The following is an 18,889-nucleotide window of genomic DNA, read 5'->3' as shown; positions in this document are numbered from 1 at the left end:
CGGCCAACAATGACGTCGTCATGACGATATACCGAATGAGTTGCTGACGTACGAAGCGCAACCTTTGTGACGGAACGAGGGAATAACCGGGAGGGCCTACGGTTCTGCGATCGTCTCATTAGTGCAGCCCGCCGACCACGAGCAATGTCTCGACAGCATCATGAGCGCTGAAGAGACTTTCCAATGTTCCCGTCCAGGCCAGTCTGCCTCGCTCGAGAATGACGACCTGATCGGCGAAATCGAGCGCGCTCCGGATGCCTTCAAAACGCAGACCTCTATGGCTCGCGCACCAGTCTCAAATCTTCATATCAGAATGGCAATCCCACATAGTTCTCCGCGAGCGCCGTCGAGGCGGCGCGGGAATGAGTGAGATAATCGAGTTCCGCCTCCTGGATCTTCTGGTCGAAATCGCCGGTATCGGGAAAACGATGCATCATCGTCGTCATCCACCAGGAAAACCGCACGGCTTTCCACACACGGGCGAGTGCTTTCTGCGAGTAGGCGTCGATGCCGTCATCCGAGCCTTCGCGATAATGCTCGATCAGCCCGGAGAATAGATAATGGACGTCGCTGGCTGCAAGGTTCAGCCCCTTGGCGCCGGTCGGCGGAACGATATGGGCGGCGTCGCCGACCAGGAAAAGCCGGCCGAAACGCATCGGCTCGGCAACGAAAGAGCGTAAAGGAGCGATTGATTTCTCGAAGGACGGCGCAGTCGTCAACGCCTCGGCGTGATGCGCCGGCAGGCGCCGTCTCAACTCGTCCCAGAAGCGGTCGTCGCTCCAGTCTTCCGCCTTCTCGTCGCGCGAGCATTGGATATAATAGCGGCTGCGCGTGGCCGAGCGCATCGAACAGAGCGCGAAGCCCCTTGGATGGTTGGCGTAGATCAGCTCATGGCTGACAGGCGCCACGTCGGCAAGAACGCCCAACCAGCCGAAGGGATAGACCTTCTCGAAACGCCGGATCGCCCGTTCGGGGACGGCCTTGCGGCTGGCGCCGTGAAAGCCGTCACAGCCGGCGATGAAGTCGCAATCGATGCGCCCGGCAGCGCCGTCCTTTGTGTAGGTGAGGAAGGGAGCGCGGCCGTCGAAATCATGCGGCGCGACATCGGCGGCATCGTAGATCGACAGGGCGCCGCTTGCTTCGCGCCGCTCCATGAGATCGCGCGTCACCTCGGTCTGACCGTAGACCGTCACGCGCCGGCCGCCTGTCAGTTCATGCAGGTCGATGCGATGGTCGCGTCCGTCGAAGGCGAGTGAGAAACCGTCATGCGGCAGGCCTTCGGCATGCAGCCTCGCTGCCGCTTTGGCTTGATCCAGCAGTCCGACGGTGCCTTCCTCCAGAACGCCGGCGCGAACCCGGCCGAGGATGTAATCCTTGTTCACGCGATCGAGAATGACATTGTCGATGCCGGCCTCGGTCAGAAGCTGACCGAGCAGCAGGCCGGATGGCCCCGAGCCGATGATGGCGACCTTGGTTCGCAAATGCGTCCTCCCTGCATTTTTGCGTTTTGCCAGATTCTGCCCCGTCGCCCTTGCTGCAGCAATGGACATCCCGGCCTTAAAATTGCACTAATCGAACATTAGTGCGGGAGAGCCCGATGAGCAGACATGTCCCGACCTACGAGCTCTACGGTGAGAATACTGGGCGAGAGCCGGATTTTTGGTTGCATTGCGAAACAGTTCGCTCCCGCAGCAGCTTGCATCAATGGGAAATACGCCCGCACCGTCACGAGAGTTTCTTTCAGATATTGTACATCAAAGCGGGTTCCGGCGATGCGATCTTCGGCGAGGAGAGGCATGCCATCCGGCCGCCGGCAATCGTCACCGTGCCGCCCGGGCTCAATCACGGCTTTCGGTTTTCACGCGATATCGACGGCATTGTGATCACCCTATTGCGATCCCATCTCAGCCATCTGCCCGGCGAGCGGAGCCAGCTCGGCGAATGGCTGGCGACGCCGCATCTGACGCCCCTCGATCCTGATAATGCCGAAGCTGTGTATGTCATGCAGACGATGCGGCGACTGGGCGACGAATTCGAAAATCGCCGCAGCGGCCGCAACGAGACGCTGGGCGCCTACGTGGCTCTGGTGCTGCGGCTGACGGCGAGGATTTCACAGGAGGGAAACAGTGACGAACTTGCGTCGAATGAGAACGAGCGGCGCATGGAAAAGCTAAACGAGCTTCTTCAGCAGCATTTTCGATCGCACAAGCCCGCTTCCTTCTACGCCAGAGAACTCGGAGTTTCGCCGACACATCTCACCCGGATCGTCCGGTCGATGACTGGCAGCACCCCGCACGCTTTGATCGCCGGCAAACTCGTCGACGAGGCGAAACGCCAGCTCGTTTTCACGCTTGGCAGCGTTCAGGAAATCGGATTTCGGCTCGGCTTTGCCGACCCCGCCTATTTCTCGCGCTTCTTCCTGAAATATACGGGAGAAACGCCGCGGGTCTGGCGCATGAGGGAGAAGGTTCGGCTTGAACGCGCGTAGGGTTTCGGCATTCGGCTACGCAATCGCAGGTCTCGGAATCATTGACGGCATCGTCGAGGGTGATTGCGCGGGTGAAACAGTTGCCGCCGTGCACGACGCGGTGGCCGGCGGCGCGGGTGGCGGCCATGTCGAAATGATCGCCGAGATGCGCAAAGGTCTCATCGATGACGCCGTGCAGGTCTTTCATCGCCTCGGCCTTCAACGGCATGTCGAATGTCTGCGATCCCCGGTTTAGTCCGAGTAAGAGCGGCTCGGCGCGGAAATCGATCACGCCCTTGCCGAGGCGCCCCGCTTTGGCGCCATCAATCGCGAAGATATCGATCTTGCTGGGATTGTGACGCCGCATGTTCATGGACGCGCCGGCCGGATATCGGTGACGGTCTATCGTCCGATGTCAGTGGCTCACGGGCCAGACAGGCGTCATGAGAGCTTCACGCGGCGGAATTATTAACAAAAGGCAAATTTGCAAAACGGAATAAGGAACTATGCCATGGCCGATATTGCCCCCAGCCAGGTTCATAGCGACGCTTCCCACCCGCTCCACAGTTCGAATTCGGCCGGCAAATGGTTCTTGCCGGTATTCGGGCTGGTTCTGGTCTGCGGCCTCGGATATGTCGCCTATGCACTCGGACGCGACCTGACAACCGCAGTTGCCGTTCCCTGGATTCTCTTGGGCCTTGCACTGCTGATTGCGCTCGGCTTCGAATTTGTCAACGGTTTCCACGATACGGCCAATGCCGTCGCCACTGTCATCTACACCCGTTCCATGCCGGCGGAATTTGCCGTCATCTGGTCCGGCTTCTTCAACTTTCTCGGCGTACTGACCTCGAGCGGCGCCGTCGCCTTCGGCATTCTGGCGCTGCTGCCGGTGGAACTGATCCTGCAGGTGGGCTCCGGCTCTGGCCTTGCCATGGTGTTTGCGCTGCTGATCGCCGCGATCGTCTGGAATCTCGGCACTTGGTATCTCGGCCTGCCGTCGTCGAGTTCGCATACGCTGGTGGGATCGATCATCGGCGTCGGCCTAGCAAACCAGTTCCTGGCACCAGCCGGCACTGCGACCAGCGGCGTCGACTGGTCGCAGGCGACCAATATCGGCCTGTCGCTGCTGATCTCGCCGCTGATCGGCTTCGGTCTCTCCGCGGTGCTTCTGCTGGTCATGAAGCTTCTGGTGCGCAACAAGGCGCTCTATGCCGAACCGAAGGGCAACCAGCCGCCGCCGCTCTGGATCCGTGCGATCCTGATCTTCACCTGCACCGGCGTCAGCTTCGCCCACGGTTCCAATGACGGCCAGAAGGGCATGGGCCTCATCATGCTCATCCTGATCGGCCTCGTGCCGACAGCTTTCGCACTAAACCGCACGCCCGATGTCAACTATCTTGAAGCCTACAAGTCGGCATCGGTCCAGGTGGAAGCCGCGCTCGGCAAATATGTGAAGCCAGGCGTGACCGTCACCGACTACAAGGCCGAAGTCAGCAACGCCGTCAAGAACAAGACCTGGACGGATGCGACGACGCCGGCCCTGCAGCAATATATTCATCAGACGAGCGCCGAAGTCGCTGGCTTCCCGACGCTCGAAGCGGTGCCGACCAATCTCGTCGGCAACGTCCGCAATGACATCTACTTGATTGGCGAGGCGCTGAAGCTGATTGACAAGCAGAAGCTGTTGCCGATGGATGCCGGCGATCTCCTCGCGGTGACGAACTATCACAAGGCGGTCGACAACGCGACGAAGTTCATCCCGCTCTGGGTAAAGGTGGCGGTCGCGATCGCGCTTGGCCTCGGCACGATGGTGGGCTGGAAGCGTATCGTCGTCACCGTCGGCGAGAAGATCGGCAAGACGCATCTGACCTACGGGCAGGGAGCGGCAGCCGAAGTCGTCGCGATGATCACCATCGCCTCGGCCGATCAACTCGGCCTGCCGGTCTCGACCACGCATGTGCTGTCGTCGGGCGTCGCCGGCACCATGGCGGCGAACGGTTCCGGCCTGCAATGGTCGACCGTGCGCAACATGCTGATGGCCTGGGTGCTGACGCTGCCGGCCTCGATCGCAATCGCCTTCGTGCTCTTCGTAATCCTGCGTCAGGTCTTTTAGAGCAAATTCCAGGAAAAGTGCGAAGCAGTTTTCCGTCCGGAATTGCGTCAAAAAGGTAGGCATAACGTCAGGCCGTTGAGGCTAGACTGGCATTACGATCGCTGATGAAGATGCCCGCCTCGGCGGCGGGCATCGCCTTACCGAAAAGATAGCCTTGGCCGATGTCGCAGCCGAGCTGCAGCAGGAAGGCGAGCTGGCCGTGCTCCTCGACGCCCTCAGCGGTCGTCTTGATGTTGAGGCTCCTGCCGAGTCCGAGCATGGCGCGGACGATTTTTTCCTGACGTTCGTCGTCGCGATAGGTGGCGATGAAGCTTTTGTCGATCTTGATCTTGTCGAAACGATAGCGGGCGAGCTGGGCCAGGCTCGAATAGCCCGTGCCGAAATCGTCGAGTGCGATCTGGATGCCGGCGGCGTGCAGTTCGTCGAGAATCACGGCGGCGATGGCCGGATCCTGGATCAGCGCGTTCTCGGTGATCTCGACTTCCAGGCGCTGCGGCGGCAGCCGGCTTGCCGAAAGCACCTTGAGAATGCGCGAGGTCAACAGCCTGTCTTCCATCTGGACCGGCGAGACGTTGAAAGACAATGTCACATGCTCGGGCCAGGTGAGTGCATCGCTGCAGGCCTGAGCAAGGAGATCCTCGAACAGCGCAGTGATCATGCCGGTTTCCTCGGCGATATCGATGAAGACCGGAGGCGGAATGTTGACGCCATCGTCGCCGATCCAACGCGCCAACGCCTCGAAGCCGCAGAGCTGACCGGTCTTCAGGTCGATCAGCGGCTGATAGAAGGGTTTGATCGCCTTATTGGCGATTGCCGCGCGCAGCCGGGTTTCCAGTGCAGCGCGTTCCGTTACCTTGTCCTGCATTGCAGGTTCGAAAACGAAATAGTGGTTGGGTCCTCGAGATTTCGCCTCGTACATGGCGAGGTCGGCACGATGAGCGGCATCTTCCAGCGGTTCGGCTCGCTCGGCCCAACGGTCATAGCCGACGCTGGCGCCGACTTCGACGGCAAAACCATCGATATGGATCGGCCGGGTGACGGCTTGGATCAGCAGCCTGGCAAAACGCTCCTCGCGCTGCGCCGTCAGAGCAAAGGCGACAATGATGAATTCGTCGCCGCCGAAGCGATAGACGCAATCGGCGTTGCCGAGCGCGCAGATCCGTCTGGCAACCTCGATCAACAGAACGTCGCCGCCCTTGTGACCGACGAGATCGTTGACCTTCTTGAAGCCGTCGAGATCGACGGAGAAGATGGTGACGTTGCGGCTCCACTCTTCGACCTCGTACTCGTCGTCCTTGACTGGCCGTGAGAGAATCTTGCGCTCGAAGGCGTAGCGGTTCGGCAGTTTGGTCAGATGGTCGTGGGTGGCGGTCCAATCGGCCTTCGCCTGAGCGGCGGCGCGCAGTTCGGTTTCCTTGCGCAGGTCGGCGATGCGCAGCACCGAATAGATGAAGCTCATGGCGCCGGCGATACCGAGCGCCAGAACGAGCTTGTCGGCGCCGTATTCGCCGAAACCGGTCATGAAGAAGACAAGGCTGTCGTCAAGCTGCAACAGCGCGCCGAGGAGCCAGAGGGTTATCCCAAGCCCGACAATCGACACGCATTGCCTTCCGGCCTTGCTTTGGAAAAACACCGGCATATGGTCTTCTCCGACTCCACCCGCGCCGAAGTAATCATGAAAGTCTGAAATGTTCGTTGAAACCAGAAGGCGAATTATCAGAGGGGCAGCCTATGGCTGTGCCGTGGAGGGACTGAGGGCGCTTTCGCGGAACCGGGTAAAACGCTGAGCGCGATCGTCGTCGTGGTTGCAGACCGGCAGGCGGGGGAAAGAACGAAGGCGAGCGTGCCGTGGCACCGCTCGCCCTTTTCGTGCTTCAGGCGGTAACGATCAGCAGCGGTACGCTGACGATGAGACCGACCAGAACCGCAATTGTGGCGACACGCACCAAACGCAGGCGCCGCGTGCGCTCCCCACTCCAGTCATATGTCATGTCTTCCATCTCCTTGGGACAAGGAAGTAGTCCCGGTAGAACCGGGTTCAATAGAGATGACGCGATTTGCTTGTGTAAGGCTGGATAAAATGAGGGATCGCTAATGCTGGAATCGCAGAGACCAGCGCCGTCCATTGCTGGTCATGCGAACAATGCCAAGCGGCTCGACGTCGACGAGCCAGAAGGAGGAGAGCGGCGCCTGAAGTACGTACGCGATCGCCGCTCGGATGACGGCCGCGTGGCTGACGGCGATCACACGGCCGCCGAGAGCGGATTCATTGTCCATCCAACCGCCGACACGTGTTCTGAGATCAACAAGGCTCTCGCCCCCGTGCGGAGCCGCTTCAGGATCGCACATCCAGGCCATGAGGTTCTCCGGCTCTTCTGCCTCGATCGCTGCGATCGACCTGCCGGCCCAGCGCCTGTGATCGCAGTCGCGAAGCGCCTGATCTATCCGGGCGTCGAGGCCGAGGGCTTCGGCCGTCTGGCGGGCGCGCAAAGCCGGGCTGGTGACAATACGATCGGCGCGGGGCAGGGCGGTCATCCTGGCCGCTTCTTCCGCGGCCTTGTTGTCCAGCGGTTCATCGAGCGGGAACAGGGCCTTGCGGCTCGCTGCAGTCGCGCCGTGGCAGATCCAGATAAGACGCGTATTCACGGTCGTTGCGATCTCCGGATAGCGGTGGGAACAGCCCTTCGCCGCTTCATGAAGTTTCGTTGACAGGCTCTTCGGCCTGCAGATATAACCGTGCTGTTGCGGGTTTGGAAGCCGGTGTAAATCCGGCACGGTCGCGCCGCTGTGACCAGCGTGTCGAAGGTTCTTCGCGCTGGAAGTCAGACCCTGCCGCATAAGCACTCTTTCGACTGAACGCGTCATTCCCGGAGGAATACATGTCTGACACCACTTTTGCGCCCGTCGCGGCACCGGCGCCAATCCCGGTAGGAGAAATCCTGCCTTGGGCGATCTTCGGCGGCCTGTTGATGCTGATCGCCATCTATTTCGTCGGCACCGAGGAAGGCGCGATGGCGCTGTTCAACGGCATGTATGTGCACGAATTCGTGCATGACGGCCGTCATCTCCTCGGCTTTCCCTGCCACTAAGGGGGATCCTGACATGGTCGGAAATCTTCTACTTCGCGGCATGCTCGCGGGGCTGATCGCTGGCATTCTGGTTTTTGCTTTCGCGCATATCTTCGGCGAGCCGCTGGTCGATGCGGCGATCGCCTTCGAGGAGGCGAGCGCCCAGGCGGCGGGCGAAGCTGCCGAACCTGAGATCGTCAGCCGTGCCACGCAGGCCGGTCTTGGCCTCTTCACCGGCGTCATGGCCTACAGCATTGCCGTCGGCGGGCTTTTCGCGCTCGCTTTCGCTTTCGTGCACGGCCGCATCAGCAGGCTTTCGGCACGCGGCACCTCGGCGGTCATCGCCCTTGCCGCCTTCGTGGCGATCGTCGTCGTTCCCGGTATCAAGTATCCGGCCAATCCGCCGGCGGTCGGCAATCCCGATACGATCGGCGTCAGGACCGAGCTGTTCTTCCTGATGATCGTCGTCTCGATCGCTGCTTTGATTGCCGCGGTGGCGCTGTCGCGGCGCCTTTCCGAGCGTTTCGGTCTGTGGAACGGGGCGATCATCGCCGGCATCACCTATCTCGTCTTCATGGGCCTGGTGCTCTATTTGCTGCCGTCGATCAACGAAGTGCCGGAGAAGTTCTCGGCGATGGTGCTCTGGCGTTTCCGCACGACCTCGCTCGGCATGCAGGTGATCCTCTGGGCAACGCTCGGTCTTGGCTTCGGAGCGCTGGCGGAAAAGCTGCTTGCCGTGAAGGGCGGGCAGCGGGCTCGACCGGCACCGGCATTTCACTGAACGCATCGAGGGGCGCCGCCTTGCCGGCGCCCTCAAGTTTTTCGAGCGAGTATGAAAAGCAGCAAAACCATATCGATTCTGTCGACGGCGTTTGCCGCCGCCGCTTGGTTTTGTGCGGTTGGCGAAAACGCGCTTGCCCATAGCCGCAGCGTCGGCGGCAGCGATACCGGCCTCGATATCCCGGAAATCTCGCATGGCGAGATGGCGGTGATTTCAGACTACCGCGGCGAAATTATCGGGTTGGCGTCACGCGCGACTGATACAAACGAGCTGTTCCGGCGCGTTCTGAACTATGCCGAAATCCAATATTCCTATTGTCTCTGGGGGCGGATGCCGGGCAGCGTGAGCGACGAGGAGAGCCCGTTCAACGAATGTGCTCATGCTTATCTCGCGGCGGCCAAGGCGGTATTGCTTGAGATGCGTGAGATGCCGCGGGAGGCCGTTGCGGCTAATGAAATCATTTCCGCGGTCGATGCCGACATGGTGCGGCGCAGCCTGGCACTCATCACTTGCAGGTTCAGCGGCGAGGCCTTCAACACAGCCGATGTCGTCAAGCCGCGCTGGAGCAAAGTGCCGTTTCATCCCGCCAGCATGGCGTCGCTGACGGGGCTCGCCGCTCTGTTCGCCCTTGTGACGTTTGCGCTGGGCCGCTTTCTGCGGCCGAAGGCTCAATCGTCGGAATAGCGCTGCTCGCGCCACGGATCGCCATAGATGTGGTAACCGTTCTTTTCCCAAAAGCCGGCCTGGTCGGCGGGCATCAGCTCGATGCGGCGCAGCCATTTGGCGCTTTTCCAGAAATAGAGATGCGGTACGACGAGGCGCATCGGGCCGCCGTGATCCGGCGTCAGCGGCAGGCATTCCCACGATGTCGCAAGGATCGCATCCTCGGCGGCGAAATCGGCAAGCGGCAGGTTGGTGGTATAGCCGTCATAACTCGTCAGCATGACGTAACCGGCTTCGGGCTTTGGCATGGCGCGATCGAGCAGATCGCGGGTCGAAACGCCTTTCCATTTGTTGTCGTAGCGCGACCAGGTGGTGACGCAGTGGATATCGCTGACCTTGGTGCTCTGCTCGATCGCCTGGAAGTCGGTCCAGGTTAGGGTGAGCGGCGTTTCGACGAGGCCGCGCAGCTCGAGACGCCAGCTATTCGTGGAGATGACGGGCTGCTGGCCGAGATCGAGCACCGGCCAGTTTTTGACGAGGTGCTGGCCGGGCGGCAGGCGCTCAGCTTCGGGACGGCTGATGCGGCCGGTCAGGAATTTACCTTCAGCCGCCCATCGACGCTTGGAGCTGGTGAGCTTGCTGTCGGCGGGCGTCTGGTCGTCGCTCATGATCGGGTTCCCTACAATGCCGCAATAGGACATCGGCCTTTGCCGGGTGTCAAGTTTCGACGGGCCCTTGGAAATCACTGTGGGTATTATTAGACTTGTGCCGTCGGGTATGCCTCACTGGGGAGTGGAGGCAGAAAGGGGAGGAGCAGGATCTGTCTTCGAGATATCGTGCGATAGCGGCGCTGCTGGTGATGCCGCTGATCATCTTCGTCTTCTTCACCTATGGAGGCGCGATCGCGACGCGCGCCTATATGGGGGAAGCTTCGGCGCAGGCGAGAACGGCGCTGCGCCTTGCCGTCTCGGCGCTCAGCGGTCATCTCAACCGCTACGAGGCGCTTCCGGCGCTGATCGCCGATCACGACGATATCAAGGAACTGGTGAGTGCGCCTGAAGATGCAGCACTGCGCGGCGCGGCCAATCTCTATCTCAAGGAGATCAACGGGCTGCTGAAATCCTCCGACATTTATGTGGTCAAGCCGGACGGAGAGACGATCGCGGCGAGCAATTACGATGGACCGGGAAGCTTCGTCGGACAGAATTTCAGCTATCGGCCCTATTTCCAGGAGGCGATCGAAGGCCGGCAGGCGCGGTTCTATGCGCTCGGCACCACCTCGCTGAAGCGGGGCTATTATTTCGCTGCGCCGATCCGGGCCGGCGCGGATATTCGCGGCGTCATCGTCTTCAAGGTCGATATCGACATGATCGAATCCTCCTGGGGCGGCGGCGAATACAAGATCTTCGTCTCCGATCCGGAGGGCATCATCTTCATGTCCGGCAGCCCGGAATGGCTCTACGGTGCAATCCTGCCGCTGACGGCCGACCGCATAGCGCGAACGGAAGCGTCGCGGCGTTATGCCAATGCCAGGCTGACGGCACTGCCAGTGACCCGCCAGCGCCTTGAGCCGCACGAGCTGATGACGCTCACTGGCGAGCGCGGTTCGAGCGAATATCTGGTGCTGTCGCACTACATGCCGGCCGAGGACTGGACGGTGAACGTGCTGATGGAGACGAGTTCCATCCGCACCCAGGCGCGCACCGCGCTTGCGGCGGTTTTTCTCGTCCTCTGCATTGCCGGGCTCGCGGTTGCTGTTCTGCGGCAGCGGAGGGCGCGCTTGGCCGAGCGCATGCAGATGCAGGCTGAAGCTCGCAACGAGCTGGAGCGGCGCGTCGAGGAACGCACGGCCGATCTTGCCCGCGTCAACAGCCGCATAGAAGAAGAGATTGCCGAACGGCGTCTGACCGAGCAGCAGCTCCGTCAGACACAAGCCGATCTCATCCAGGCGGGCAAGCTTGCCGGCCTCGGGCAGATGTCAGCTGCGCTGTCGCACGAGTTCAACCAGCCGCTCGCCGCCGCCAAGACCTATACGGACAGCGCCTCCGTTCTCATCGATCGCGGTCGGACGGAGGAGGCGGGGGACAATATCCGGCGGATCGGCGGGTTGATCGACCGCATGGCCGCAATCAGCCGGCACCTGCGCAATTTTGCGCGCAAACCGAACGAGAAGCTCGGGTCGGTTTCTCTCGACGAGGCGATGCATGATACGCTCGAGATCATCGCCTGGCGGCTGAAGGCGGCCGATGCCGAACTCAGGCTTGATTTGGGTAGCCGACCGCCGATCGTGCGCGCCGGTTCGGTGCGGCTGCAGCAGGTGCTGGTGAATGTGATTTCCAACGCGGCCGATGCGGTCGAAGGGCTGGATGACAGACGCATCGAGGTTTCGGCCTTCGAGGCGGCCGGCAAAGTGGTACTGACCGTGCGGGACCATGGGCCAGGTGTACCGGCGGCCATCGCCGAGCGCATCTTCGATCCCTTCTTCACGACGAAGGGCGTTGGCAAAGGGCTCGGTCTCGGGCTTTCGATCTCCTACAACATCATCAAGGATTTCGGCGGCAGCCTTACTGCTGCCGATCATCCCGAAGGAGGCGCGGTATTCCGCATCGAGCTACAATCGGCGGCACGGCTGATGCCGGAGGCGGCGGAATGAACGATGCGAAGATCCTTTTGGTCGACGATGAGGAGGAACTGCGCCGCTCGACAGCGCAGGCGCTGGAGCTTTCCGGCTTTAGTGTCGAGACCTTTTCGAACGGCGATCATGTGCTGGAGCTGATCGGCTACAGCTTTCCCGGCGTCGTCGTCAGCGATATCCGCATGCCCGGCATGGACGGCATGACGCTGATGCAGAAGATCCGCGAACTCGACCCAGAGGTGCCGGTCATTCTCGTCACCGGCCACGGCGACGTTCAGCTTGCGGTGAAAGCGATGCGCGAAGGCGCCTATGATTTCATCGAGAAGCCGTTCACCCCCGAGATGCTCGCCGGCGTCATCCGCCGGGCGATGGAGCGGCGCGGCCTCGTGCTCGAAAACCGGCTGCTGAAGGCGGTCGCCGGCAAGCGCGACGATATCGAGGCGCGGCTGCCGGGGCGCACGCAGGTGATCGTGGATCTGCGCTACCGCATTCGCGCGATCGGGGCGACCGATGCCGATACCCTTATCGTCGGCGAGACCGGGGCCGGCAAGGAGGTGGTGGCGCGGGCGCTCCATGATATCAGCGCCAGGGCGAGCCGGCCGTTCATCGCTATCAATTGTGCCGCGCTGCCGGCGAACCTGATCGAGAGTGAGCTTTTCGGCCATGAGGTGGGGGCCTTTCCGGGCGCGGTGAGGCCGCGTTACGGAAAATTCGAACACGGGCGCGGTGGCACGATCCTGCTTGACGAGATCGGCTCGATGCCCATCGACCTGCAGGCGAAGTTCCTGCGGGTGCTGCAGGAGCGGGTGATTTCGCGGCTGGGCTCGAACGAGGTCGTGGCGCTTGACGTACGCTTCATCGCCACGAGCAAGGTCGACTTGGAGGCGGAGGTGGCGGCCGGACGCTTCCGGGCCGACCTCTTCTATCGGCTGAATGTCGCGACGCTGCATGTGCCATCACTGTCGCAGCGGCGGGCGGATGTTCCGCTGCTCTTCCTGCAGCTGGTGCGGGAGGCAGCTGCTCGCTACGGCCGCGACGAGATGGTCGTGCTGCCTGATGTGATCGCCGACATCGCCCAGCGCGACTGGCCGGGCAATGTGCGCGAATTGAGAAATGCCGCCGATCGTCTGGTGCTCGGCCTCGATGGCGGTGGGCGGCAGGCGGGCGAGGCGGTGGGGCTGGCCGAGCGCGTCGCCGAATTCGAGCGCGGCGTGATCGCCAGCGCTCTCGTTGCTCATGGCGGAAGCCTGAGACCTGTTTATGAATCGCTCAGCATCTCGCGGAAGACTCTCTACGAGAAGATGCAGAAATACGGGCTCGACAAGAAGCTGTTGGCGACGGAGATATCCGGCGAAGTCCAGCGCGAGCCTTGAGCCGAGCGCGGCGTGGTTGCCGGACGAGGTTTCCCGATTTCAATTTCACTGTCCAGCGTCGGCGGGTGGTTCGCAATCGATAAATCGCCGCTTGACAGGCAACTGTTTGGTTGCCTATAAACAATAACAGGCAACCAGATGGTTCCGTATAAAGACATGGATGACGATGCGGTTTTTCGGGCTCTGGCGGATGCGAGCCGGCGGCAATTGCTCGACCGGCTGCATGCCAGAAGCGGCCAGACGCTGGCCGAGCTCTGCCAAGGGCTCGCCATGACGCGCCAGGCAGTGGCCAAACATGTCGCGATCCTGGAGGAGGCGAGCCTCGTTTCGTCGCAGCGCCAAGGTCGGGAGAAGCTGCATTTCATTAATCCCGTGCCGATCAACGAGATCGCGCAACGCTGGATCAACAAATTCGAGCGGCAGCAGCTGAATGCGCTCGCCGATCTGAAGAAGACCCTCGAAGGCAAGGGCGGCAACTAGATCCGCGGCCTGGCCATCGGGAGTACTTAGACCACGATGCCGAAAAGTGTGAGCGGTTTTCGGACGACATCATGCTCTAACTATCTAATTGAGAGCAGGATTCAGATTTTAGGCCGACCCGGCCTAGAATCATCCTGTTCTTGTCCTGGCGACAAGGGAGTATCATCATGGCTGGCAGTACATACAACTATGTCACCTTTATCCGCACGACGCCCGAGCAGCTTTGGGCGGCGTTGACGACAGCCGAATTCATGAAGAAATTCTGGCTCGGCGCACATTTCGACACCGAGTGGAGGGCAGGCGCTGCCTGGAAGCTTCTGTTTGAGGACGGATCGATCGCCGACACCGGCGAGATCCTGGAATGCGATCCGCCGAAACGGCTCGTATTGAAGTGGCGGAACGAGTTCATGCCCGAGCTGAAGGCCGAGGGCTATTCGCAATGCGTGATGGAGATCGAGCCGGTCAATGATACGGCCACCAAGTTGACGGTCACCCATTCCATCGCAGTCGAGAACTCCAAGCTCATCGATGCCGTTTCCGGCGGCTGGCCACGCATTCTCTCCAACCTCAAGTCGCTGATCGAGACCGGTGAAGTCGTGCTGCCTCCCAAAAAATAAGCCGGTGGTCATGGTGCAATGGGTGGATTTCCACCCATTGCGCAGGCCGTTTGTTTCCAAATGGACCCATGCCGCATCGCACTATCGCAAAATCGTCTTTCGAAAGCGTTGGCGATGATTGCAGGTCGATTTTTCCTGGCGGCAAATGAGTGATCCGAACCGGCGCGGAGGATGCGGCGGCGGGCTTGCTTATTTCATCAGGGAGGAAACGATGAAAATCCAGAAGGCCATGCTCGGCCTGACCGCGGCTGCCGCGGTCTCTCTTCTCGTCAGCGTCGCTTCGGCGCAGACCTATCCCGAGCGCACCATCACCATGGTCGTGCCGTTTGCGGCCGGCGGCCCGACGGACACCGTGGCGCGCCTCGTCGCCGAATCCATGTCGAAGGATCTCGGCCAGCAGATCGTCGTCGAAAATGTCGGCGGCGCCGGCGGCACGCTCGGCGCCGGCCGCGTGGCGAGTGCCGATCCCGACGGTTACACCGTCCTGCTGCACCATATCGGCATGGCGACCAGCGCCACGCTCTACCGCAAGCTCGCCTATGACCCGCTCGGCGCCTTCGATTATGTGGGCCTCGTCACCGAGGTGCCGATGACGATCGTCGCACGCAAGGACTTGGAGCCGACAGACCTCAAGGGGTTGATCGATTACATCAAGTCCAACAAGGACAAGGTGACGGTCGCCAATGCCGGCATCGGTGCGGCCTCGCATCTCTGCGGTATGATGCTGATGAGCGCCATCCAGACACCGCTGACGACCGTGCCCTACAAAGGCACCGGCCCTGCCATGACCGATCTGCTCGGCGGCCAGGTCGACGTCATGTGCGACCAGACGACCAACACGACGAAGCAGATCCAGGGCGGCACCATCAAGGCCTATGCCGTGACCTCGCCCAACCGCCTCGACGTGCTGAAGGACGTTCCGACTGCAGTCGAAGCCGGCCTTCCGGGTTTTGAAGTCGGCATCTGGCACGGCATCTACACGCCGAAGGGCACGCCGGCCGCGATCAACGAACGTCTGTCGAAGTCGCTGCAGGTCGCGCTGAAGAACGCGAATGTCGCCGCACGCTTCGCCGAACTCGGCACGGCGCCATCCTCGGATGCCGATGCGACGCCGGCTGCGCTGAAGGCCAAGCTCGAAAGCGAGATTGCCCGCTGGAAGCCGGTGATCGAGGCTGCCGGCGAATATGCGGACTGAGACTTGTCTCGTCCAGGACATGCCGGATGAGCCCCTCACCCTAATCCTCTGCCCGCACGCGGGGAGAGGGGACTTGCCCATTACAATGGTGGCAAAGCTGAGAGGTTTGCGGCATATCCCCTTCTCTCCGCTTGCGGGGAGAAGGTGTCGGAAGGCGGATGAGCGGTAATTGCTGCAGTAACGACGCTCCATCTCCAATTCCAGGAGACACCATGAAATCCATCAGTTTCGATACCACCAATGCGATCTGCGGAGCGCTCTTCGTCGCGACCGGCGCCTTCTTCGCCCTCCAGTCGCTGGGGCTCGACCTCGGCACGGCAGTGCGAATGGGGCCGGGTTATTTTCCGCTGGTGCTTGCCTGCGTGCTCGTGCTTCTCGGCGCCGTCATCTTCATTCAGGCCCTCCGGGTCGAGGGTGAGCCGATCGATCCCTTCGCCTGGCGCGGCATGCTTTTCATCCTGCCGGCGCCGGTGTTCTTCGGGTTGACGGTGCGCGGGCTCGGATTTGCGCCGGCGCTGTTCTTCGCCGCATTCGTCGCCTGCTTCGCATCGCAAAAGATGAATGTGTTGCTCGCTATCATTCTTTCGCTGCTGCTGACGGTTTTTTCGGTGGCGGTCTTCAGCTACGGGCTCGGGCTGCCGTTCGAGCGCTTCGGCCCCTGGGTCCGGTTCTAGGAGGCGATGATGGATCTTTTCAGCAATCTCGCGCTCGGTTTTGCGACAGCCGGCACTCCGGAAAACCTGCTCTTCTGCCTGATCGGCGTGCTGCTCGGCACGCTGATCGGCGTGCTGCCCGGCATCGGCGCAACGGCGACGATCGCCATGCTCTTGCCTATCACCTTCCAGCTCGAACCGGTCTCCTCGCTGATCATGCTCGCCGGCATCTATTACGGCGCGCAGTATGGCGGCTCAACCACGGCGATCCTCATCAACATGCCGGGTGAATCCTCCTCCGCCGTAACCGCGATCGACGGTTACCAGATGGCGCGCAAGGGACGGGCGGGGGCAGCGCTGGCCATCGCGGCGCTCGGTTCGTTCTTCGCTGGCACGGTCTCGACCTTCCTCGTTGCGATCTTCGCGCCGCCGCTGACCGCGATCGCGCTGCAATTCGGCTCGGCGGAATATTTCTCGCTGATGATCGTCGGCCTCGTTTCATCGATTGCTCTCGCGCATGGCTCGGTCGTCAAGGCGCTGGCGATGGTGGCACTCGGGCTGCTGCTCGGTCTCGTCGGCACCGACATCTATACCGGCACGCCGCGCTTCACGCTCGGCATCCGTGAATATGCGGACGGGTTGAACTTTGTGGCGCTCGCGGTCGGGGTCTTCGGGGTGGCGGAAATCCTGCGCAACCTCGAGGGCGAGTCGACACGCACGGTACTGATGGCCAAGGTGTCCAGCCTTTTGCCCTCTCGCCAGGAATTCAAGGAGATGATCGCGCCGATTATTCGCGGCACGGTGATCGGCTCGGCGCTCGGCATTCTGCCGGGCGGCGGCGCGATCCTAGCCTCCTTCGCCTCCTATACGGTGGAAAAGCGGATTTCGAAGACGCCGGCGGAATTCGGCAAGGGCGCGGTTGCCGGTGTCGCCGGACCGGAATCGGCGAATAATGCCGGGGCGCAGACCTCATTCATTCCGCTGCTGACGCTCGGCATTCCCGCCAATCCCGTCATGGCGCTGATGGTCGGCGCGATGATCATCCAGGGCATCGTGCCGGGCCCGAACGTCGCCACCGAGCAGCCGGCGCTGTTCTGGGGCATCATCGCCTCGATGTGGATCGGCAACCTGATGCTGGTCATCCTCAACCTGCCACTGATCGGGCTCTGGGTGAAACTCCTGACCGTGCCTTATTACGTGCTCTTCCCAATCATCATGGCCTTCTGCTCGATCGGGGTCTACAGCGTCAACGCCAATGTTTATGACCTCTATGCCGTCGCCTTCTTCGGGCTCATCGGTTATGTGCTGGCAAAGCTTCGCTGTGAGCCGGCGCCGCTTTTGCTCGGCTTCGTGCTCGGACCGCTGCTCGAGGAGAATTTGCGACGTGCGATGATCCTGTCGCGCGGCGATCCAGCGACCTTCGTCACACGGCCGATCAGCGCCACTCTTCTGGCCATCGCGCTTGCCGTGCTTATCATCGTCTTCCTGCCAAGCGTGAAGAAGAAGCGCGAAGAGGTGTTCGTCGAAGAGACTTGATGATTGAATTTGCGAACCGTTTGATAAACAAGGGATGATCTGACGCGGGCGCCGGTTGGGCGCCCGTTTCGCATGAAGGGATTTCCAGGCCCATGAGCATTCCCGCCCGGATCAAGGACGATCTGCCGTTCCTCACGGCCTTGCGCCGCGATCTTCATGCCCATCCCGAACTCGGTTTCGAGGAGGAGCGCACTGCCGGTATCGTCGCGCGACTTCTCGAAGAGGCTGGCATCGCCGTGCATCGCGGGCTGGCCGGTACCGGTGTGGTCGGCACGTTGCAGGTCGGCAACGGCACGCGCCGGATCGGGCTCAGGGCCGATATGGATGCGCTCGCCATGCCTGAAACGGCGGAGCGGCCCTATAGATCGACGGTGCCCGGCAAGATGCATGCCTGCGGCCATGACGGTCATACGGCGATGCTGCTCGGTGCCGCGCGGCATCTTGCGGCGACGCGAGGCTTCTCCGGCACGGTGCATTTCATCTTCCAGCCGGCGGAAGAAGGGCGAGGCGGGGCAAGGCGCATGGTCGAGGAGGGGCTGTTCAAACTTTTCCCCTGCGATGCCGTCTACGGGCTGCATAACATGCCTGGACTTGCGATTGACCAGATCGCCGTGGTCGAGGGGCCGCAGCTCGCCTCTTCCGACAGCTGGCGCATCTCTTTTCGCGGCATCGGCACCCACGGCGCCAAGCCGCATCTCGGCCGCGATCCGATCACGGCCGCCGGCACCTTCCTGTCATCGCTGCAGACCATCGTCGGACGGGTGGTCGATCCGCTGCAGCCGGCCGTCGTCAGCGCGTGTTCCCTGCAGGCCGGTGACCCGAAGGCGCTGAATGTCATTCCCGATATCGTGGAGATCGGCGGGACGGCGCGGGCCTATTCACCCGAGGTGCGCGATCAGCTGGAGACTGAGATCGGTCGGTTGGCTCATGGCACTGCGGCTATGTACGCGGTTGCCGTCGACTACGTATTCGAGCGGCGGATTCCGCCTGTTATCAACGATGCGGATGCGACAGCGCGGGCGCTCGCAGCCGCCGGCCCGGTGTTCGGCGGGAAGGTGCGGACAAACTATCCGCCGTCCACGGCAGGCGACGACTTCGCTTTCTTCGCGCAGAATGCGCCGGGCTGTTACGTCTGGCTCGGCAACGGGCCAGCGGTGGATGGGGCGCTGCATCACAACACAGCTTATGATTTCAACGATGGGGCGCTTGGATATGGGGCGGCTTACTGGGTGGCGTTAGTGGAGCGGGAGTTGAGGATTTAACGCATGTCGCCCGGAAGTGTGCAGCGGTTTCGGGATAACGACATGC

At 61.7% G+C, this 18,889-nt stretch carries 17 protein-coding genes, 2 pseudogenes and 1 riboswitch; of the genes and pseudogenes, 13 read left to right on the top strand and 6 right to left on the bottom strand.

Features of this window, described 5'->3' with window-relative positions; all coding sequences use genetic code 11:
• Positions 1-118: 118 nt before the first annotated feature.
• Both HJB82_RS32085 and pobA read right to left on the bottom strand, forming a co-directional pair.
• Positions 119-256: pseudogene (locus tag HJB82_RS32085) on the bottom strand (ABC transporter ATP-binding protein); the annotation flags it as partial.
• Between the two features lie 52 nt (positions 257-308).
• A complete protein-coding gene (pobA, locus tag HJB82_RS25635) occupies positions 309-1,481 on the bottom strand; it encodes a 4-hydroxybenzoate 3-monooxygenase (protein ID WP_221116370.1) in 1,173 nt (390 codons plus the stop codon).
• A gap of 116 nt (positions 1,482-1,597) precedes the next feature.
• Between pobA and HJB82_RS25630 the strand changes: the two genes are divergently transcribed.
• Complete coding sequence (locus tag HJB82_RS25630) at positions 1,598-2,488, top strand: helix-turn-helix domain-containing protein (protein WP_221141875.1); 891 nt, start codon at positions 1,598-1,600, stop codon at positions 2,486-2,488.
• A 34-nt stretch (positions 2,489-2,522) separates the two neighbouring features.
• Here the strand turns inward: HJB82_RS25630 and HJB82_RS31800 are convergent.
• Positions 2,523-2,840: pseudogene (locus HJB82_RS31800) on the bottom strand (acetate/propionate family kinase); the annotation flags it as partial.
• Between the two features lie 138 nt (positions 2,841-2,978).
• Between HJB82_RS31800 and HJB82_RS25620 the strand changes: the two are divergent.
• Positions 2,979-4,580 (top strand): inorganic phosphate transporter, encoded by a 1,602-nt coding sequence (locus HJB82_RS25620; RefSeq protein WP_221116368.1) that lies wholly within the window; start codon positions 2,979-2,981, stop codon positions 4,578-4,580.
• A 67-nt stretch (positions 4,581-4,647) separates the two neighbouring features.
• On the opposite strand, the gene HJB82_RS25615 is transcribed toward HJB82_RS25620, so the two are convergent.
• Together HJB82_RS25615 and HJB82_RS25610 are read right to left on the bottom strand one after the other, a co-directional pair.
• Positions 4,648-6,219 (bottom strand): bifunctional diguanylate cyclase/phosphodiesterase, encoded by a 1,572-nt coding sequence (locus HJB82_RS25615; protein ID WP_207581641.1) that lies wholly within the window; start codon positions 6,217-6,219, stop codon positions 4,648-4,650.
• Positions 6,220-6,671: 452 nt separating this feature from the next.
• Positions 6,672-7,226, bottom strand: a complete 555-nt coding sequence (locus tag HJB82_RS25610; protein ID WP_221141871.1) for a histidine phosphatase family protein — start codon at positions 7,224-7,226, stop codon at positions 6,672-6,674.
• A gap of 77 nt (positions 7,227-7,303) precedes the next feature.
• Positions 7,304-7,446: riboswitch (adenosylcobalamin (AdoCbl) riboswitch) on the top strand.
• Positions 7,447-7,459: 13 nt separating this feature from the next.
• On the opposite strand from HJB82_RS25610, the gene HJB82_RS25605 reads away from it, so the two are divergent.
• From HJB82_RS25605 to HJB82_RS25595, 3 genes are read left to right on the top strand one after another with little or no spacing between them, the layout of a single operon-like run.
• A complete protein-coding gene (locus HJB82_RS25605; protein ID WP_065692515.1) occupies positions 7,460-7,669 on the top strand; it encodes a CbtB domain-containing protein in 210 nt (69 codons plus the stop codon).
• A gap of 13 nt (positions 7,670-7,682) precedes the next feature.
• Complete coding sequence (locus HJB82_RS25600) at positions 7,683-8,429, top strand: CbtA family protein (RefSeq protein ID WP_207581639.1); 747 nt, start codon at positions 7,683-7,685, stop codon at positions 8,427-8,429.
• A 51-nt stretch (positions 8,430-8,480) separates the two neighbouring features.
• Positions 8,481-9,113, top strand: coding sequence for a hypothetical protein (locus HJB82_RS25595; RefSeq protein WP_207581638.1), 633 nt, complete (start codon positions 8,481-8,483; stop codon positions 9,111-9,113).
• Here HJB82_RS25595 and HJB82_RS25590 read toward each other — a convergent pair.
• A complete protein-coding gene (locus tag HJB82_RS25590) occupies positions 9,098-9,760 on the bottom strand; it encodes a sulfite oxidase-like oxidoreductase (protein WP_207581637.1) in 663 nt (220 codons plus the stop codon). The two genes, HJB82_RS25595 and HJB82_RS25590, sit on opposite strands and share 16 nt — an antisense overlap.
• Before the next feature lie 191 nt (positions 9,761-9,951).
• Between HJB82_RS25590 and HJB82_RS25585 the strand changes: the two genes are divergently transcribed.
• The 8 genes from HJB82_RS25585 (at position 9,952) to HJB82_RS25550 (ending at position 18,843) form a co-directional block, all read left to right on the top strand.
• Positions 9,952-11,745: a sensor histidine kinase gene (locus HJB82_RS25585; protein WP_259669560.1), complete on the top strand. Its 1,794-nt coding sequence runs from the start codon at positions 9,952-9,954 to the stop codon at positions 11,743-11,745.
• Positions 11,742-13,100, top strand: coding sequence for a sigma-54 dependent transcriptional regulator (locus tag HJB82_RS25580; protein ID WP_207581636.1), 1,359 nt, complete (start codon positions 11,742-11,744; stop codon positions 13,098-13,100). The genes HJB82_RS25585 and HJB82_RS25580 overlap by 4 nt, the downstream gene beginning before the upstream one ends.
• A 156-nt stretch (positions 13,101-13,256) precedes the next feature.
• Positions 13,257-13,580 (top strand): helix-turn-helix transcriptional regulator, encoded by a 324-nt coding sequence (locus tag HJB82_RS25575; protein ID WP_207584368.1) that lies wholly within the window; start codon positions 13,257-13,259, stop codon positions 13,578-13,580.
• A gap of 167 nt (positions 13,581-13,747) precedes the next feature.
• Positions 13,748-14,197 carry an SRPBCC family protein gene (locus tag HJB82_RS25570; protein ID WP_221141869.1) on the top strand — a complete coding sequence of 150 codons (450 nt, stop codon included), beginning with the start codon at positions 13,748-13,750 and terminating at the stop codon, positions 14,195-14,197.
• 211 nt (positions 14,198-14,408) lie between these two features.
• On the top strand, positions 14,409-15,392 hold the full coding sequence (locus tag HJB82_RS25565) for a tripartite tricarboxylate transporter substrate-binding protein (RefSeq protein WP_221141866.1): 984 nt from the start codon (positions 14,409-14,411) through the stop codon (positions 15,390-15,392).
• A gap of 212 nt (positions 15,393-15,604) precedes the next feature.
• A complete protein-coding gene (locus HJB82_RS25560; RefSeq protein WP_221131801.1) occupies positions 15,605-16,066 on the top strand; it encodes a tripartite tricarboxylate transporter TctB family protein in 462 nt (153 codons plus the stop codon).
• Positions 16,067-16,075: 9 nt separating this feature from the next.
• Positions 16,076-17,581 carry a tripartite tricarboxylate transporter permease gene (locus HJB82_RS25555; RefSeq protein WP_221141864.1) on the top strand — a complete coding sequence of 502 codons (1,506 nt, stop codon included), beginning with the start codon at positions 16,076-16,078 and terminating at the stop codon, positions 17,579-17,581.
• 92 nt (positions 17,582-17,673) lie between these two features.
• Complete coding sequence (locus tag HJB82_RS25550; protein WP_221116360.1) at positions 17,674-18,843, top strand: M20 aminoacylase family protein; 1,170 nt, start codon at positions 17,674-17,676, stop codon at positions 18,841-18,843.
• Positions 18,844-18,889 lie beyond the last annotated feature (46 nt).

The sequence above is a fragment of the Rhizobium sp. NZLR10 genome (assembly GCF_019685125.1).
In the GTDB taxonomy this organism is placed as follows: Bacteria; Pseudomonadota; Alphaproteobacteria; order Rhizobiales; family Rhizobiaceae; genus Rhizobium.
Note: the sequence above shows the minus strand (reverse complement) of the source record. Positions and strands in the feature narration are given on the sequence as shown.

Bases quoted from the DNA above. Each gene is read 5' to 3' on its own strand.
- HJB82_RS25550 (WP_221116360.1), top strand. From the start codon at position 17,674: ATGAGCATTCCCGCCCGGATCAAGGACGATCTGCCGTTCCTCACGGCC.
- HJB82_RS25570 (WP_221141869.1), top strand. From the start codon at position 13,748: ATGGCTGGCAGTACATACAACTATGTCACCTTTATCCGCACGACGCCC.
- HJB82_RS25615 (WP_207581641.1), bottom strand. From the start codon at position 6,219: ATGCCGGTGTTTTTCCAAAGCAAGGCCGGAAGGCAATGCGTGTCGATT.
- HJB82_RS25565 (WP_221141866.1), top strand. From the start codon at position 14,409: ATGAAAATCCAGAAGGCCATGCTCGGCCTGACCGCGGCTGCCGCGGTC.
- HJB82_RS25630 (WP_221141875.1), top strand. From the start codon at position 1,598: ATGAGCAGACATGTCCCGACCTACGAGCTCTACGGTGAGAATACTGGG.
- HJB82_RS25585 (WP_259669560.1), top strand. From the start codon at position 9,952: ATGCCGCTGATCATCTTCGTCTTCTTCACCTATGGAGGCGCGATCGCG.
- HJB82_RS25595 (WP_207581638.1), top strand. From the start codon at position 8,481: ATGAAAAGCAGCAAAACCATATCGATTCTGTCGACGGCGTTTGCCGCC.
- HJB82_RS25600 (WP_207581639.1), top strand. From the start codon at position 7,683: ATGGTCGGAAATCTTCTACTTCGCGGCATGCTCGCGGGGCTGATCGCT.
- HJB82_RS25620 (WP_221116368.1), top strand. From the start codon at position 2,979: ATGGCCGATATTGCCCCCAGCCAGGTTCATAGCGACGCTTCCCACCCG.
- HJB82_RS25580 (WP_207581636.1), top strand. From the start codon at position 11,742: ATGAACGATGCGAAGATCCTTTTGGTCGACGATGAGGAGGAACTGCGC.
- HJB82_RS25590 (WP_207581637.1), bottom strand. From the start codon at position 9,760: ATGAGCGACGACCAGACGCCCGCCGACAGCAAGCTCACCAGCTCCAAG.
- HJB82_RS25560 (WP_221131801.1), top strand. From the start codon at position 15,605: ATGAAATCCATCAGTTTCGATACCACCAATGCGATCTGCGGAGCGCTC.
- HJB82_RS25555 (WP_221141864.1), top strand. From the start codon at position 16,076: ATGGATCTTTTCAGCAATCTCGCGCTCGGTTTTGCGACAGCCGGCACT.
- HJB82_RS25605 (WP_065692515.1), top strand. From the start codon at position 7,460: ATGTCTGACACCACTTTTGCGCCCGTCGCGGCACCGGCGCCAATCCCG.
- HJB82_RS25575 (WP_207584368.1), top strand. From the start codon at position 13,257: ATGGATGACGATGCGGTTTTTCGGGCTCTGGCGGATGCGAGCCGGCGG.